The sequence below is a fragment of the Mycobacterium sp. genome, from assembly GCF_049278535.1.
Classification (GTDB): domain Bacteria; phylum Actinomycetota; class Actinomycetes; order Mycobacteriales; family Mycobacteriaceae; genus Mycobacterium.
Genome location: NZ_JBAPMI010000145.1, coordinates 1 through 15,280, shown reverse-complemented (window position 1 = coordinate 15,280; position 15,280 = coordinate 1). Strand labels below are relative to the sequence as shown.

Here is a 15,280-nt window from a genome sequence, read left to right as displayed (position 1 = left end):
CGCCATGGTGACGGGCCACCCGTGGAAGGCGCAGTCGGATCTTTTCGTCAAGCCGACCCTGAACCTGTGGGAGTTCTCCAAGCCCACCATCGCGCAGGTGCATGGCTACTGTGTCGGCGGCGGTACGCACATGGGCCTTACCACCGATATCGTCATCGCCTCCGAGGACGCCTACTTCTCGTACCCGCCCCTGCAGGGATTCGGCATGCCGTCCGGTGAATGTTCCATCGAGCCTTGGGTGTTCATGAACTGGCGGCGCGCCGCCTATTACCTGTTCACCGCCGAGGTCATCGACGCCAAGAAAGCGCTGGAGGTCGGACTGGTCAACGAGGTGGTCAAGCGGGAGGACCTGGACGCCCGCGTCGACGCGATCGCCCGCCACATTGCCCAGGCGCCCCTGACGACGCTGATGCTCACCAAGGCCAACCTGAAGCGGGCCTGGGAGCTGATGGGAATGCGGGTGCACTGGCAGAGCTCCAACGACCTCGTCGCGCTCGCCTCGATCAGCAAGGATGTGCAGCAGTTGATTCAGACCGTCTTCAAGGACAAGGTGCTGCCGTCCGAGCACGCCCGGCGCCAAGCCGCCGCTGCCGCAACGACCGACGGCGCAGCAACCCCGTAGGCCTGCTCGTGGACATCGTCGAACACGCGGTCAGCGCCGGCCAGTCGCCCGCCCTGATCATGTCCGACGGTGGGGTGATGTCCTTTGGCGAGCTGCATGCCAGAAGTCAACGGGTCGCCGCGGCGCTGCACCGTGCGGGGCTGCGCCGCGGCGATGGTGTCGCGTTGGTGCTGCCGAACCGGCCGGAGTTCTTCGAGATCACCTGGGGTTGCCAGCTTTCCGGGCTCTACTACACCGCGGTGAACACTCATTTCACCCCGGACGAAGTCGCCTATGTGATCGACGATTCGGACGCGAGGGCGGTGTTCGTCGACGCGTCGATGGGAGATCTCGCGGCGCATCTGCGTAGCGTCAACGCCGCCGTCGACGTGCATATCGCGGTCGGCGGAGATCTGCCGGGCTGGCAGTCCTACGACGAAGTCGTGGCGACGGCCGGGGATGCGCCGCCGGTGGCAGACGGGTCGGAGATGTTGTACTCGTCGGGAACCACTGGGCGGCCCAAAGCCGTTCGTCGGCCACTTCCGGCCGACGGCAACGGCTCGTGGGCGCAGTCGGTGTTGGAGATGGCGCTGATTCACAAGTACGGCATGAGCGCCGCGAGCGTGTACCTTTCTCCCGCACCGATGTATCACGCCGCCGGGGTGAACTACACGATGGCGGTAAATCGTGTTGGCGCCGCGGCAATTATCATGCGTAAGTTCGACGCCGAAGACGTGCTGCGCCTGATCGAGACGCACCGGGTGACGCACGCCCAATTCGTGCCGACGATGTTCGTGCGGATGCTCAAGTTGCCGGAGTCCGTTCGCCGGCGATACGACGTGTCGAGTCTGCAGTGCGTCATCCACGCGGCCGCGCCGTGCCCGGTTGACGTCAAGCATCAAATGATGGACTGGTTCGGCCCGATCATCCACGAATACTATGGCGGCACCGAGGGATTCGCGGGTACGACGATCGGGCCGGAGGAGTGGCTGGCCCACCCGGGTTCGGTCGGCATACCGATGGCTCCGGTGCACGTCGTCGGCGACGACGGCGAGGAACTTGCGGTCGGTCAGACCGGTGAGCTCTTTTTCGAAGGTGGTCCGAAGTTCGAGTACTTCAAAGACCCCGCCAAGACCGCCTCGGTCTTCAACGAGCACGGTTGGCGCTCGCTGGGGGATATGGGCTACGTCGACGAGGACGATTACCTCTACCTCACCGACCGATCGACCTTCATGGTGGTCTCCGGCGGGGTGAACATCTACCCGCAAGAGGCGGAGAACTTGCTGGTGATGCACCCCAAGCTGGTCGACGCGGCGGTGTTCGGTGTGCCCAACGACGAGTTCGGCGAAGAGGTGAAGGCCGTCGTGCAGCCGGTCGTCGGCGTCGCAATCGGGCCGCAGCTGGAAGAAGAGCTCATCGAATACTGCCGAACACACCTCGCGGGCTATAAGTGCCCGCGCACAATCGAGTTCGACGCCGAGTTGCCGCGTGACCCGAACGGAAAGCTCTACAAGAGGCGGATTCGCGAACGTTACTGGCAGGGGCGGGCGTCCCGGATCCTATGAGCTGACAAGGATAGACAGATGAACGCGCGAACTGACGTGAACTGGACACCGTTGCCGGTGCCCTTGGCGGTTGAGGATCCGAGCCGGATTCCCAAGCAGCGCTATTACGATCCCGACTTCTACGCGCTGGAAGCCGAGCTGTTCTGGCCGCGGGTCTGGCAGATGGCGTGCCGGCTCGAGGAGATTCCCAAGCCCGGCGACTTCGTCGAGTACGAGATCCTGGACCAGTCGATCATCGTGGTGCGGCTCGGTGCCGACAACGTGCGGGCCTACCACAACGCCTGCCGCCATCGCGGCGTAAAGCTGGTGGAAGGCAACGGCTCTCTTCCTGGGACCCGACGGACCCTTGTCTGCCCGTTCCACGGCTGGTGCTGGGGTATCGACGGCCGCAATACGTTCGTGCTGCGGCCCGAAGCGTTCGCCGAGGACAACATGGCCGCCGACGACCTCCAGCTGGTGTCGGTCAAGTGCGAACTCTGGGGCGGATGCGTGTGGATCAACCTCGACGACGACGCCCCGCCGCTACGCGACTGGATGGAACCCTTCGCGTCGACCTACGACGCGTGGAAAGTCGAATCGCTGCGCGTCGAGTGGTGGCAATCGTGCCGGCTGCCGGTGAACTGGAAGCTCGCGACGGCGGCGTTCATGGAGGGCTACCACGTCCCGCAGACGCACCCGCAATTGCTGCCGTCGGCGCAGACCGGCAATCCGTCCGAAGCGGTGCACCCCGTCGTCGCCAGCAGCCTGTACTTCATGCGCACGCTGGGCGACGGCATGGGCGGTATGACCCACGAGAACGACATCCGCATCGCCGAAGGCCTGCAAACGATTACACTGCCGTCCGATCCTGCTGAGGCGCTGGCCGGTTGGCGCGACGCGCTCAACGACGCGGTGGTGGCCTGGCACCGGGCACGGGGGAGCGCTATGCCCGACCTGAACGACCTTGTCCGCCGGGGGATTACCGACGCGATCGGCTTCGCCTTCCCACATCACTTCATCCTGCCCACCTACAGCAGCGCCTCGTCGTACCGGATCCGTCCGCTCGGCCCCGAGGAGACCCTGTTCGAGATCTGGTCGCTGACCCGGATGCCCGATGACCTCTCCGCGGGCAAGCCCACACCACCGGAGCCGCTGGCGCCGGACGACCCGAGCTGGCCGCCGATCCCGGCCCAGGACTTCTCCAACTTGCCGCGGCAGCAAAAAGGTCTGCACTCCAAGGGCTTCGACTTCATGCGGCTGTCAGACCAGATCGAAGGGTTGATCTCGAACTTCGAACGCGTCGTCGACGGTTTCCTCGCCGGTATGCCCTACGACACGCTGTTGCCTGCGATCCAGAAGACGAACACCACCATCGATGTACCAATCGCCGATCTCGGCTTCACCTCGGAGGCGCGATGACCACCCAATGGGATCGTTCAGTTGACCTGGTGATCGCCGGTAGCGGCGGCGGCGGCATGGTAGCGGGTCTAGCCGCGCTGGACTGCGGGCTCGAGCCTCTGGTGCTGGAAAAGCAAGGTCTGGTAGGCGGATCGACAGGATTGTCCGGCGGTATCGTATGGCTGCCCAACAATCCGCTGATGCGATCCGACGGCATAGCGGATTCGCACGAAGACGGCCTTGCCTATCTCGCCGATGTGGTTGGCGAGATCGGTGCACCGTCGTCGCCCGAACGCCGCGAGATGTTCTTGACCGCGGGCTACGAGATGATCAACTTCCTGATCCGCAAAGGCGTAAAGCTCATCCGGTGTGAGGGCTGGAGCGACTACTACCCGAACCACAAGGGCGGCAACTCGATTGGCCGCGCCGTCGAGGGCATTCCGTTCGACGCCGCCGAGTTGGGTGCCTGGCACGACAAAGTCCAGCCGCCGCTGGCCAAGAACTACGGGTATGCGGTGCTGACCAACGAGCTTCGTTCGGTCCAGTATTTCAACCGTGCGCCAAAGGCTTTCGCCGTAGCCACCAAGGTGTTCCTGCGCACCGCCGCGGCGCGGATACGCCGCCGTCAGATCCTGACCAATGGCGCCTCGCTGATCGCTCAGATGCTCAAGGCGCTGATCGATCTCAGCGACGGCCAGCCGCCCCTGTGGATCAACGCGGCGATGGACGACCTCATCGTTGAAGATGGCCGAGTGGTTGGCGCCCGTATCGTCCACGACGGCACACCGCTGAACGTCGAGGCGCGCAAGGGTGTGTTGCTGGCGGCCGGCGGATTCGGGCACAACGCCGAGATGCGACGACGCTACAGCGGTGACCAACCCAACGAGGCCAAGTGGTCGATCGCCAACGCGGGCGACACCGGCGAAGTACTGCAGACTGCGATGCGACTGGGTGCAAAGACCGATCTGCTTGACGAAGCATGGTGGTTGCCTTCGGTTTTCATCGCTAACGGCGGAGCTGTCGCCGCGTCGCTGGGCTCGGGTCGGCAGCGGCCCGGCGCTATCTACGTGGACTCGACGGGTAGGAGATTCTGTAATGAGTCCAACTCCTACGTGGAGGTCGGCAAGGCGATGTACGCCAACAAGGCGGTGCCCTGCTGGATGGTCTTCGACGACGGATACGTGCACCGATATGTCACCAGCGTCAACCCGCTGAAGCGCAACCAAGGGCTGCCGGCCGAGCTGATCGACTCCGGGGCGGTCAAGCGCGCCGACACCATCGAGGATCTGGCACGTCAGACCGAGCTTCCCGCAGACGAATTGACGCGCACGATTCACCGCTTCAATCAGTTCGCGGCCAAGGGACTGGATCCTGACTTCGGCCGGGGACAGTCGGCCTACAACGACTGCCTGGGCGACCCGGGCTATCGACCCAACGCCGCCATCGGGCCACTGGAGAAGGCGCCGTTCTATGCGACCAGGGTGCTGCCGGCCGATGTCGGGACGTGCGGAGGTGTGATCACCAATGAATACGCACAGGTTCTCGACGAGAAGGACGAGGTGATCGACGGCCTGTATGCCACCGGAAATACCACCGCGACGGTGATGGGCCGCACCTATCCGGGCGCCGGCGCGAGCATCGCCAGCTCGATGGTGTTCGGTTACGTCGCCGCGCGGCACGCGGCCGGGCGCAGTCTTCCCGGCGAGCGGAGTCGCTAATCTCCTGCGGGCTCAGCCTCGTCGCGGTCGACGAAATCCCTTGGCTTCAAGCCTGATTGCATGAGTTCGGCCCGGCGGGCCTGAACGTCGGAGGCCGCGCCGACCATGTTGGTCAGGATGTGGCTGACTTGAAGGTGTACCCGCATGCCCATCAACTCGTAGGCACGCTTGACGCTGTTCTTCACGGCCATCGACGTAGTCAACGGGATCTGCGCGATCTTGCGCGCCATCTCCTCGACGGTGCTCTCGAGATCATCTCGGGGCACCACCTTGTTGAGCAGCCCCCACTCCAGCGCTTCAGCTGCCGACAGGGTTGGTGCCAATAGCAGCCAGTCCATGGTGCGATGCCAATTCATCAGCAGCCACGGCTCGATCATGGTGTGCCCGCCGGGTTCCCCGAGACTCTGGGCAAGCGGCATCTGGAAATACGCGTCCTGCGACGCCACACAGAAATCCGTCAGCAGACCCAGATAGATGCCACCGCCCATGCAATAGCCGTGGATCTGCGAGATCGTCGGCTTCGGAAACTCCCACAGATACAACGTCGGCCACAGAAACAGGTCGGCGGTGCCTTTGTAGAGATCCTCGAAGGTGTCCCCGAAATCGGGATACGGGTTTTCGTCCGGACCCCAGCGGGCTACGTGGCCACCACAGAACCCTTTGCCGTTGGCCTTGATGATCACCACTTTGATCTCGCGGTCACGATCGGCTTCGTGCAGGCAGGCGTCGACCTCCTGCACTAACGTCGCATCCTTGGTGTTGGCCTTGTCGGCCCGGTTCAGGATGATCCGCGCGATCGGCGGTTCACGTTCGTAGATAACCGCTTCCAGGGTCCGCCGTTCCATGTTGGCGACCCTATTACGGCGACCGACGAATCAGGCCGAGACCGGCTTGGCGACCTTCATCAGTTTCATCAGGTTGCCGCCCATGATCTTGGCGACGTCCTCGTCGTCGAAGTCGGTGAGTTCGTCGACGAAGCTGATCGGGTCCTTGAGGCCCTCCGGGTGCGGCCAGTCGGAGCCGAACAGCACGCGGTCGGTGCCGACCATGTTGACTATCTCGGTGAACCGATCCTCCCAGAACGGGGTGATGTAGACGCAGCGCTTGAAGGCCTCGACCGGGTCCTCGAGGAAAGCCTGCGGCATCTTCTTGTAGACGCCTTTCAGGCCCTTGAACAGGTCGGGCACCCAGTCGGCGCCGTTTTCGATCGACAGGATTCGCAGCTCGGGGTTGCGGGACAGCGCGCCGTGGCACACCAGCGCACCCATCGCGTCGAGGATCGGCCGGTGTCCCATCGCGAAGCTGCGGAAGGCGGTCGGCTTGAACGGCAGGAACTCGTCGCCGGGCTCCCACACATTCGCGAACTCGGAGTAACCACTGTCCGAGGCGTGCATCGAGACCGGGATATCGGCCTTGATGCAGGCTTGCCAGAACGGGTCGAACTCCTCGAGGCCAAAGGAGCGGCTGCCCTTGAAACCGGGCACAGGTGCCGGCCGGACCAGCACCGTACGGGCGCCGCGCTCCAGACACCATTCGAGCTCTTCGAGCGCGCGGTCGACGATCGGCAGGGTAATCACCGGAGTGGCGAAGATGCGGTCCTTGTGGTTGAACGACCACTGCTCATACATCCACTCGTTGAGCGCGTGGATGACGTCGTGGGTCATCTCCGGGTCGTCCTTCATGCGCTCTTCAACCAGGCTGGCCAAGGTGGGGAACATCAAGGCGTAGTCAATGCCGAGTTCGTCCATCACCTCCAGCCGCGCGGCCGGCTCACGGAACGCGGGAATCGCCTTCATCGGCTCGCCCAGGATCTCGCGATAGGTCTTGCCCTGCGCGCCGTTGCGGAAGTAGTCCTCCTGCGCACCCGGCTTGGCGACGACCTCGAAGGTCGGGTTGGGGATGTACTCGCTGATGTGACCGCGGACCACGATCTTGGTGCGGCCGCGCACCTCCACGTAGTCGATGACCCGCTTGCGGTTCTCCGGGAGGTACTTGGTCAGCGCTTCCTGCGGCTCGTACATGTGGTTGTCGGCATCGAACACCGGGAAGGAAAGCTCGCGTGACGGCATGGCGATCTCCTTGATGAAAGTCTGGGGTTCTCACTTGGTGGTAATGACGTTACCACCTGTGCGCAACGAGCCGGAAATCGCGTCAGGCGGACGGCCAATCGGGCAGCTTCGGGGTGGCCCCGTTGATGACGGCGAAGTTCACCGTCGCGGTCGCGAGTAGCGCTTTCTCACCTTCGTCGTCGCTGAGGACATCGACCTGCATCACCATCGCGCGCCGGCCGTTGCGCAGCATTCGGGGCACCGCGTACGCCGTGCCTTGCCGGATCGGGCGCAGGTACCGGATGTTCAAGTCGGCGGTGGTCATCGTGGTGCCGTCTTGCAGATAGTCGAGGCCGAACTGCCCGCCGGCGACGTCGACGAGCGTGGCGATCAGGCCGCCCTGCAGGGCGCCGGAGGTGTTGACCACCTGCGGGCTCACCGGAATCGTCATCGCGAAGTCGCCATCGTGAGCGCCCGGGCGCATGCCGATCTGGGCGAACAACTCACCGAGCGACGGCGGCGGCAACTGCGGGCCGTCGTCGGCGCCCAATGCGCGGACGCAGAAGTCGTATAGGTGGGCCGCATCGATCGGTGCGCCGGTCAATTCGGCTCCAAGCCAATGCAATCGAAGGGCGCCAAGAATGGTCTGCATGACGATTGCCGCGGCGGACCCGACGTCGAGATTGGGCCGGAACACGCCTTCGCTGATGCCGCGCTGCACAACGTCGCGGAGCAGGTCGTGCAGTGGGGAGAGCACCCGCGCGTAGTCGCGGGGCCGGGTTTCGGACAGGTGCACGTTATAGAGATTCATCGCCCGGTTCAGGCTGTCTTGCGTGCTCGACTCCGGTTCCGCGCTGATCCGATCGATGATCAGCTTGATCGCGGCGGTGCTGTCCAACCCGGTCGTCTCGGCGCGCCAGGCTTGCGTCGACTGCGCCATGGTCCGTTCCAGCAGTGCGATGAGAAGTTCGTCCTTGCTGCTGAAGTGTTGATAGAAGGCCCGCAGTGACGTCTTGGATCGGGCGACGACTTCTTGCACGGTGAAGTCGGTGCGCCCGGTCTCGCCGAGGATCTCGACCGCGGTCTTGATGAAGCGGGCATCCCGGGTCGTCGGTTCGGCTTCGTCGTCGCCGGCCATGCCGCCTCCTCAGTCCCACGTTCGTTGCGCTGTGAGAATGAGGTTACCGCGCGTCGTCGAAGGGCGGTTGGCAGCCTTCGTCGCGCGTCCAGAATTTCCTGACTGGCGCTGCGGCAATGTGTGACGATTTGGCAATGGAGCGGAGCGATCCATTGCGTCAGGCGCTGCAGGGCATCTGGTCATCAGCGGCGCCCGCCTGGCAGCGGCACGCCGATTTCGTCGACGACCGGAGCGCAGAGGTCGCACAGGCGATGCTGGACGCAGCGGCTTTGCGGCCCGACCAACGAGTCCTGGAACTGGCGTGCGGTCCCGGTGGCGTGGGCCTAAGCGCAGCCGACCTGGTCGGGCCGGGTGGCGAGGTGGTGCTTTCGGACATCGCACCTGAGATGACAGCGATCGCCGCGGAACGAGCCAACGCCAGGAAGCTCGCCAACGTCCGCACCGCGCAGATCGACATGGAGCAGATCGACTTTCCCGATGCGTCGTTCGACGTGGTGCTGTGCCGAGAAGGACTGATGTTGGTGCCGGACCCGGCAGTCGCATCAAAGGAGGCGCACCGCGTACTGGTGCCTCGCGGGCGTGTCGTGTTCGCGGTGTGGGGCCCGCGGGACCGTAATCCGTGGCTGGGCATTCTCTTGGACGCGATCACCGAGTCGCTCGGAATTCCGGTGCCGCCGCCTGGCATGCCGGGCCCGTTCTCGTTGTCCGAGTACGGAACGCTCGAGGAATTAATCGGCGCCGCCGGCTTTGACGGCGTCAACGTCCGGGAGGTCGCAACGCCGATGAACGCTGGGTCGTTCGATGAATGGTGGGCTGTCGTGTCGTCACTGGCCGGACCGGTTGGACCGTTGCTTGCTGGGCAGCCCGCCGAAGTGGGCACCACGATCCGGGCTAGGGCTGAAGCGTCGCTTGACCAATTCCGCACTGATACTGGGTCATTCGACTTACCCGGATTGAGTTTCGTCGGCAGCGGAGTCCACTGAGAGTGTCAGGGCACCAAGGGCAGGCGCCACGCCGGCGTCGTGGGGTCGAGAAACCAAAGCCGCGCCGCCGTCAGGCGCACTATCCGCACTGCACCAGCGATCATGATGGCCCCGACGGGCACGTTGAGGAGGGCGGCGGCCGACACCGACATCCAGAATTGGCCCGGCCCAGCGGTCATGATGTCGAACCAGGCATCACAGATCAGCAGGACTCCGGTGGTGAATGCAGGGAGTATCACCAGCTCTCGGCGCAGCCAGCCCAGTACCGCGGTAGCGATCATGAACGTGATGAGCACGCAGTCGAAGCCGATCCAGGTCGCCGGCCAGTTATGGGCGACATAGTTATCGGGCAGGCTGAAGGCGAGGTAGATCACCCACGGGATCAACGCGATGGTGCCGACCGTCATCAGGGTCAACCGGGTGCGCCGCATGCGTCTCGCGATCGCCGGCGGGAACACTTCGTCGAGCGGACGCTCCAGTCGCTGAATCAAGTCCCTGCGTTGCGCCGGTGACATCGCCGCGATCTGGGCATCCGACAACACGTCTTCGTCGGTCATGACTGTTGAGTATCCGCCACGGCTGCCGGGTTGGCGCCGAGGCGCATACCAACGCCGTATTACTACTTGGCGGGCGGGGCAGCGGCACCGACTGGGTCGGCAAGACCATATCGGACGTGACGATCAAAGGCCAGGGCAACGACCTCGTGCTCGACCTCTCGAAGGTCTATGCCACCGCTACGCCGGGCGCCTGCCCGATCCTGCCGGCCAGCTACGAACTTGTCTGCTCCAAATACCCTGACGCACAAGTGGGTACGGCGGTGAAGGCGTTCATGCAGTCCACCATCACCACCGGAGCAAGGGCTCACCCCGTTCGGCTACATCCCACTTCCGGCCGACTTCCAGACCAAGGTTGCCGTCGCGATCAACGGCATCAGCTGAGGCGTCAGCCGCCACGGGCTTCGACCATTGCTGAGCGATTGACTTTGGTCGCAGCCGTACGGGGAATCTGATCGACGAACTCCACCGTCTTGGGCACCTTGTATCCGGCCAGCCGGGTTTTCGCGTGGGCGATGACGTCCCGCTCTGTCAGTGACGCCGAGCTGTCGGCAAGTTGGACCACGGCATGCACCCGACGACCCCACTCGGGATCGGCAAGCCCGATGACGACGACGTCTGCGATGCCGTCGTGTTCGGCCAGCGCGCACTCCACTTCGGCGGGAAAGACATTGGCACCACCGGTGATGATCATGTCGCTGCGGCGATCGGCGATGTAGAGGTAGCCGTCCGCGTCGAGATGGCCGATGTCGCCCGCGGTCCGGAACCCGTCGGGCGTCGACGGCAGCAGCGGCGCACCGCCCAGGTATCGGTATCCGGCGCTCATCGGCGAGCGCAGATACACCTCGCCGAGCTCGCCGGGGCTCACGGGCTCGCCGTGCTGGTCCAGAATCCGGACTTCGGTGTCGCGGAACCCACGGCCGACGCTGCCGGGATGCGCCAGCCACTCATCGCCGCGTAGCGCGGTGATTCCCAGGCCCTCGGTCATCCCGTAAGCCATCACGACCTGTTCCGGGCTGAGCAGATCGAACAAGGTGCGCAGCAGCGCATGCGGCATCACCGCAGCTCCTTGCAGGATCCACGCGACGCTGGAGAGGTCGCGCTGATGTATGCCGGGAAGGGCTGCGATACGGGCCAGCATCGTCGGCGTGGCGGTGAAGTTGGTGATGCGGTGACGCTCGATTGCGTCCACAACGGTTGCAGCATCGAATTTTTCCAGCACCACCAACCGGTCACCACCCAACAGGTAGGTCATCGGTGAGAAGCCGTTGGTGTGATACATGGGAGCGGGTACCAGGATGGTCTGCGGCTGCGGTGTCGAGGCCCAGGCGGCCAGGAAAGGAAACGACGACTCCGGCGTCCACATGCCCTGCGCGAGTGTGAGAATCACCTTCGGGAGACCGGTGGATCCGCTACTGCAGATTCCGTTCGCGTTGGGCGAAACCACCGTCGGCAGCGGGTCGTCGGATTGGCCGCCGGCCAGCGCGGTGAGCGTGGACAGCGTTTGTTCGTCGACGGCGACTGCAGGGTCGATGACCTCCAGCACTCGGGACCGCTCCCAATCGGGCAGGTCCCAGCGCATCGGAACCGGGACAGCGCCGATCTTCCAGCAACCGAGCACGGCCAGGACCAGCTGCTCGGAATTGGGAATCGCCAGTGCGACAAGCGAACCGATCTCGGCACCGCTGGCCGTGAGCGTCCGCCCCCATTGATTTGCCCGACCATCCAGTTCCGCGAATGTCGTCGACTGCTCGGTGCCGTCGCGTGCGATGACGGTCAAAGCTGTATCGTTGCAACGTTGTTCGGCGAGCTGCTGGAGTTTGGTGCCGAACGGAATTCCTTCGGCCAGCGGATCAGAAGCCTCTTGGGCGGCGACGGGCTCGGTGCTCATGCAGATACTGGTCCGGAGAACAGCGTCTCGAACCCGCCGTCGTGGACGCCGGGCAGCAGTCGCATCGCGAGTACCTCGGTGCTGACCGGCAGCCTGATCAGCGACTGCGTGTGCCGGTCGAGCACGCTGACATCAGACTCGTCGCAGAAGCCCAGCGCTCCCAGTAGCTGGTGGGCGGTGCGCAGCACTTGCCGGGCGGTCTCGGCGGCCTTGAGTCGAAGGATCAGAGCATCCGCCGAACGCACTTGTGCCGGAGCCGATTCCATCCGGCTGATGGTGTACTTGGCGAGTTCGTGAAGTCCGCGGACCGCGACCGAGGCGTCAGCGATGGTGAACCGGACCGCCTGAAATTCGGCCAGCGGCTTACCGAACTGCATCCGGTCGACTACGTGCTGTCGGGTGATATCCAGAGCCTGGTGCACGGCGCCGACGATCCGCCACGACCCCAGTGTCAGGTGCAGATCCACATCGGCCGCCGGTACGGTGCCGTCGGGCTGGCTCAACGTAGCCGGCACCAGAAAAGGTCCGAGCTTGGCATCGGAGCGTGATAACGGCCGCACCTGGTAGCGCTTTCCATCGAGGTCGGCGGCGATCCAGTTACCGGCCAAATCGCCGTGATCGACCCGGGGAGCTTCGGCATTGACCAGGGCCAGCCGAGCGCCGTCGATCGCCAGCAGCTCCTCGACAAGCGGATAGGGCAGAGCCGTTGCGCCGGCAGCCTGGCAGAGCACCGCGGCCGCAAGCAGATCCTCGGAAGAGGATCGGACGTCGAGGTCGAAGGCACCGAGGTCGGACAGCGCGGTCCGGGCGTCCTGCCGCAGCTGGTCGTCGGCCTCGGCCTGCAGCGCGGCCTGCGGTCCGCCGAATCGGAAGAGCCGTTTGGTGGCGACAGCAGCGAACTCGGCAATGTCTTCTGGCAGAGCGGTTTTCATTGGCTTGCTCCCAAGGTTTCACGCGCGACCAGCATCCGCTGCACTTCGATGGTGCCGGACGCCACGGTGGCCGCCTGGGCGTAACGCCAGTGGTCTTCGATGGCTCCGTGCAGCGCCGCCGACGAGCCGCTGTCCAGTGCCGTTGGGCCAAGCACGTCGAACAGCAGCTCGGCGACCTGCTGGTCGCAGGTGGTGGTGGCGATGCGGGCGGCGCTGGCGGCGGCTCCGGCTGACGGGTCGTCCTGCAATGAAACGGCGCGATAGGCCAGAAGCCGGGCGACCCGCAGATCGATCAGTGCCCGCACCCAGCGGGTCCGGATGGACTCGGGCAATCTGTCCCAGTCGTCGCCGAGTTCGCTTTGCATCCGGTGCAGCAATGACTCACACCGGGCGTATCGGGCGATGCCCACCCGTTCGAAGGCGAGCGCTTCGCGCATCACCCGCCAGCCATCGCCCAATTCGCCCAGGACCTCGTCGGAAAATACCTCGACATCGTCGAGGAAGACCTCGTTGAGGTGATGGGGTCCCAGCATCGAGCGGATCGGCCGAACGGTGATGCCGGGCCGGTCCATCGGCACGAGAAATAGGCTGAGCCGCTTGGGTTTTGGCGCATGTTGGTCAGTGCATGCCGCCAGCACGCACCAAGACGCCATCTGCGCGTAGGACGTCCAGACTTTCTGTCCGGTGATGCGCCACCCGTCGCCGTCGGGAACCGCGCGGGTCCGCAGCGACGCGAGATCGGTTCCGGCCTCCGGTTCGGAGAATCCCTGACACCAGATCACCTCGCCGGCGGCGATGGCGGACAGGTGCTTGGCTTTCTGCTCGTCGGTTCCGTATCGCATCAACGCAGGTCCGACCCAGTTGATACCCATGTACTGGGCACCGCGGGGTTCGTGGTGGGCCCACATCTCCTCGCGCAACACGGTCTGTTGCCATACCGAGCCGCCACCACCGCCGTGTTCCTTCGGCCAGGCCAAGGCCAGCAGTCCGTCGGATGCGAGCATTTTGCAGAACGACTCGGTGGTCGCCAAGTCTTTCGGATCATTGGTGCAAGCGCCGAGGAAGCCTTCGGGGATATGCGTGGAGATCAAGTCCCGCAGGCGCTTTCGTAGTTCGACAGCATCGGTGCCGAGGTCGTAGTCCATCGTCATCCCTTCGGCAGTCCGAGCAATCGCTCGGCGATGATGTTGCGCTGGATCTCAGATGTCCCGCCATAGATGGTCGCCGCAAGCGCGTCCTGACGTTCGAAGAGCAGATCGGTGTCGTCGATCGAACCGGGCCCGGCTGCCGCAGCGGAAAGCTCCCAAACCCGCTGCAGTGTCTGTGAACCGAGGAGTTTGAGGATGCCGGCTTCGGGGCTCGGGCGGCCGTCGAGTTCGTTGTTCAGTGCGCGGTAGCCGGTCGCGCGCAACGCCTCGGCGTCGGCGAGCAGTGAGCCGAGTTCGGAGAAGACCTCACCGGAGGCGTAATCGTCTTGGGTGGCTTGGGAATCCCGCACCGAGCTCAGGCCGCGCTGGATCTCGACCCAGTTCATGATCCAGATCATCTGCCGCTCATGGTTGAGCGACGACATCGCGACCTGCCATCCGCCGTTGACGGGTCCGAGCAGGCTGTCGGCGGGGATCTCGACATCATCGAGGATGACTTCACAGAAGGTCTCGTCGGAGATCGATGCCATCCGGATGGGTTCGATGGTCACCCCGGGGGATTCGAGATCGAGTATCAGGCAGGAGATTCCGCGGTGCTTGGGTGCGTCTGGATCGGTGCGGGCATACAGTGTGCACCATCGTGACTGGTGCGCCTGGGTGGTCCAGATCTTTCTGCCCTTGATTCGGAACACGTCACCGTCGCGCACGGCACGCGTGCGCAGGCCGGCGAAGTCGGAGCCGGCTTCGGGCTCGGACATGCCCAGTGCCCACCACTCGTCGCCGCGCAGCAACGGCACCAGGAGACGGTCGATTTGCTCGGGCGTGCCGAACTGGCGGATGCCGGGCGCGGCGACCCCTGGCCCGGCGACGTTGGGCAGTTTGGGCGCCGATCGGATGGCCGCCTCGAGGCGGATCTCCATTGCTTCGGCCAAGCCCAGCGATCGACCACCGTGCTCGGGCGGCCAAGTCGGCTGCAGCCATCCCGCCTCGAACGCGGCGCGTTGATGACCCCGACGAAGCTCAATGTCCCAGCGGTATTCGCGATAGCGCTCGTAGTAGTCGCTCGGCAGGAAATTCGTCAGCCAGGCCGCATATTCCGCGAGCAGGTCGGTGCCGGCGTCAGCGCGCATCATGCGGCACTCCCGGCGAAGCGGCGGCCGACCGCGTGGTAGAGCGCCCGGCTGTCGCCGAGCGTCGAGGCGCCCTGCCACGCATGCCGCAGGTACAAGTGCATGTCGTGCTCCCAGGTCTGCCCCAACGCGCCGTGCACCTGCACGGCGGTGCGTCCGCAGCCGACCGCCGCCTCCGCCGCCGCGGCCTTGGCC

The 15,280-nt window shown here is 64.7% G+C and carries 15 protein-coding genes; 6 read left to right on the top strand and 9 right to left on the bottom strand.

What is annotated here, in order from left to right; all coding sequences use genetic code 11:
- From WAO18_RS09315 to WAO18_RS09300, 4 genes are all read left to right on the top strand, one after another.
- Positions 1–622, top strand: a 622-nt coding sequence (locus WAO18_RS09315; protein WP_422205778.1) for an enoyl-CoA hydratase-related protein, incomplete at its 5' end; no start/stop codon positions are given.
- 8 nt (positions 623–630) lie between these two features.
- Entirely contained in the window at positions 631–2,166 is a 1,536-nt protein-coding gene (locus WAO18_RS09310) for an acyl-CoA synthetase (RefSeq protein ID WP_422205776.1), read from the top strand.
- 18 nt (positions 2,167–2,184) lie between these two features.
- Complete coding sequence (locus tag WAO18_RS09305; protein WP_422205774.1) at positions 2,185–3,564, top strand: aromatic ring-hydroxylating oxygenase subunit alpha; 1,380 nt, start codon at positions 2,185–2,187, stop codon at positions 3,562–3,564.
- Positions 3,561–5,261 (top strand): FAD-binding protein, encoded by a 1,701-nt coding sequence (locus WAO18_RS09300; RefSeq protein ID WP_422205772.1) that lies wholly within the window; start codon positions 3,561–3,563, stop codon positions 5,259–5,261. The genes WAO18_RS09305 and WAO18_RS09300 overlap by 4 nt, the downstream gene beginning before the upstream one ends.
- On the opposite strand, the gene WAO18_RS09295 is transcribed toward WAO18_RS09300, so the two are convergent.
- The 3 genes from WAO18_RS09295 to WAO18_RS09285 all read right to left on the bottom strand — a co-directional run bounded on the left by WAO18_RS09295 (position 5,258) and on the right by WAO18_RS09285 (position 8,447).
- Positions 5,258–6,106, bottom strand: a complete 849-nt coding sequence (locus WAO18_RS09295) for an enoyl-CoA hydratase-related protein (protein ID WP_422205770.1) — start codon at positions 6,104–6,106, stop codon at positions 5,258–5,260. The genes WAO18_RS09300 and WAO18_RS09295 overlap by 4 nt on opposite strands.
- A gap of 30 nt (positions 6,107–6,136) precedes the next feature.
- Positions 6,137–7,330 (bottom strand): amidohydrolase family protein, encoded by a 1,194-nt coding sequence (locus WAO18_RS09290; RefSeq protein WP_422205769.1) that lies wholly within the window; start codon positions 7,328–7,330, stop codon positions 6,137–6,139.
- 82 nt (positions 7,331–7,412) lie between these two features.
- Positions 7,413–8,447 (bottom strand): hotdog fold thioesterase, encoded by a 1,035-nt coding sequence (locus WAO18_RS09285; protein ID WP_422205767.1) that lies wholly within the window; start codon positions 8,445–8,447, stop codon positions 7,413–7,415.
- Positions 8,448–8,581: 134 nt separating this feature from the next.
- Here WAO18_RS09285 and WAO18_RS09280 point away from each other — a divergent pair, with 134 nt between their 5' ends.
- Complete coding sequence (locus WAO18_RS09280) at positions 8,582–9,430, top strand: class I SAM-dependent methyltransferase (protein ID WP_422205766.1); 849 nt, start codon at positions 8,582–8,584, stop codon at positions 9,428–9,430.
- Positions 9,431–9,435: 5 nt separating this feature from the next.
- On the opposite strand, the gene WAO18_RS09275 is transcribed toward WAO18_RS09280, so the two are convergent.
- Positions 9,436–9,987 carry a hypothetical protein gene (locus WAO18_RS09275; RefSeq protein ID WP_422205765.1) on the bottom strand — a complete coding sequence of 184 codons (552 nt, stop codon included), beginning with the start codon at positions 9,985–9,987 and terminating at the stop codon, positions 9,436–9,438.
- A 5-nt stretch (positions 9,988–9,992) separates the two neighbouring features.
- On the opposite strand from WAO18_RS09275, the gene WAO18_RS09270 reads away from it, so the two are divergent.
- Positions 9,993–10,439 (top strand): hypothetical protein, encoded by a 447-nt coding sequence (locus tag WAO18_RS09270; RefSeq protein WP_422205763.1) that lies wholly within the window; start codon positions 9,993–9,995, stop codon positions 10,437–10,439.
- Here WAO18_RS09270 and WAO18_RS09265 read toward each other — a convergent pair.
- The 5 genes from WAO18_RS09265 to WAO18_RS09245 form a co-directional block, all read right to left on the bottom strand.
- Entirely contained in the window at positions 10,373–11,875 is a 1,503-nt protein-coding gene (locus tag WAO18_RS09265) for a class I adenylate-forming enzyme family protein (protein ID WP_422205762.1), read from the bottom strand. The genes WAO18_RS09270 and WAO18_RS09265 overlap by 67 nt on opposite strands.
- Positions 11,872–12,807, bottom strand: coding sequence for an acyl-CoA dehydrogenase family protein (locus WAO18_RS09260; RefSeq protein ID WP_422205760.1), 936 nt, complete (start codon positions 12,805–12,807; stop codon positions 11,872–11,874). Before WAO18_RS09260 ends, WAO18_RS09265 begins: the two co-directional genes overlap by 4 nt.
- A complete protein-coding gene (locus WAO18_RS09255) occupies positions 12,804–13,952 on the bottom strand; it encodes an acyl-CoA dehydrogenase family protein (RefSeq protein WP_422205758.1) in 1,149 nt (382 codons plus the stop codon). The genes WAO18_RS09260 and WAO18_RS09255 overlap by 4 nt, the downstream gene beginning before the upstream one ends.
- Before the next feature lie 2 nt (positions 13,953–13,954).
- A complete protein-coding gene (locus WAO18_RS09250; RefSeq protein WP_422205780.1) occupies positions 13,955–15,085 on the bottom strand; it encodes an acyl-CoA dehydrogenase family protein in 1,131 nt (376 codons plus the stop codon).
- Positions 15,085–15,280: acyl-CoA dehydrogenase family protein (locus WAO18_RS09245; RefSeq protein ID WP_422205757.1), on the bottom strand; the 196-nt coding region annotated here is incomplete at its 5' end. The genes WAO18_RS09245 and WAO18_RS09250, both read right to left, overlap by 1 nt.

Coding starts and splice junctions, on each gene's coding strand:
- WAO18_RS09305 (WP_422205774.1), top strand. CDS start 2,185: ATGAACGCGCGAACTGACGTGAACTGGACACCGTTGCCGGTGCCCTTG.
- WAO18_RS09300 (WP_422205772.1), top strand. CDS start 3,561: ATGACCACCCAATGGGATCGTTCAGTTGACCTGGTGATCGCCGGTAGC.
- WAO18_RS09295 (WP_422205770.1), bottom strand. CDS start 6,106: ATGGAACGGCGGACCCTGGAAGCGGTTATCTACGAACGTGAACCGCCG.
- WAO18_RS09290 (WP_422205769.1), bottom strand. CDS start 7,330: ATGCCGTCACGCGAGCTTTCCTTCCCGGTGTTCGATGCCGACAACCAC.
- WAO18_RS09285 (WP_422205767.1), bottom strand. CDS start 8,447: ATGGCCGGCGACGACGAAGCCGAACCGACGACCCGGGATGCCCGCTTC.
- WAO18_RS09280 (WP_422205766.1), top strand. CDS start 8,582: ATGGAGCGGAGCGATCCATTGCGTCAGGCGCTGCAGGGCATCTGGTCA.
- WAO18_RS09275 (WP_422205765.1), bottom strand. CDS start 9,987: ATGACCGACGAAGACGTGTTGTCGGATGCCCAGATCGCGGCGATGTCA.
- WAO18_RS09265 (WP_422205762.1), bottom strand. CDS start 11,875: ATGAGCACCGAGCCCGTCGCCGCCCAAGAGGCTTCTGATCCGCTGGCC.
- WAO18_RS09260 (WP_422205760.1), bottom strand. CDS start 12,807: ATGAAAACCGCTCTGCCAGAAGACATTGCCGAGTTCGCTGCTGTCGCC.
- WAO18_RS09255 (WP_422205758.1), bottom strand. CDS start 13,952: ATGGACTACGACCTCGGCACCGATGCTGTCGAACTACGAAAGCGCCTG.
- WAO18_RS09250 (WP_422205780.1), bottom strand. CDS start 15,085: ATGCGCGCTGACGCCGGCACCGACCTGCTCGCGGAATATGCGGCCTGG.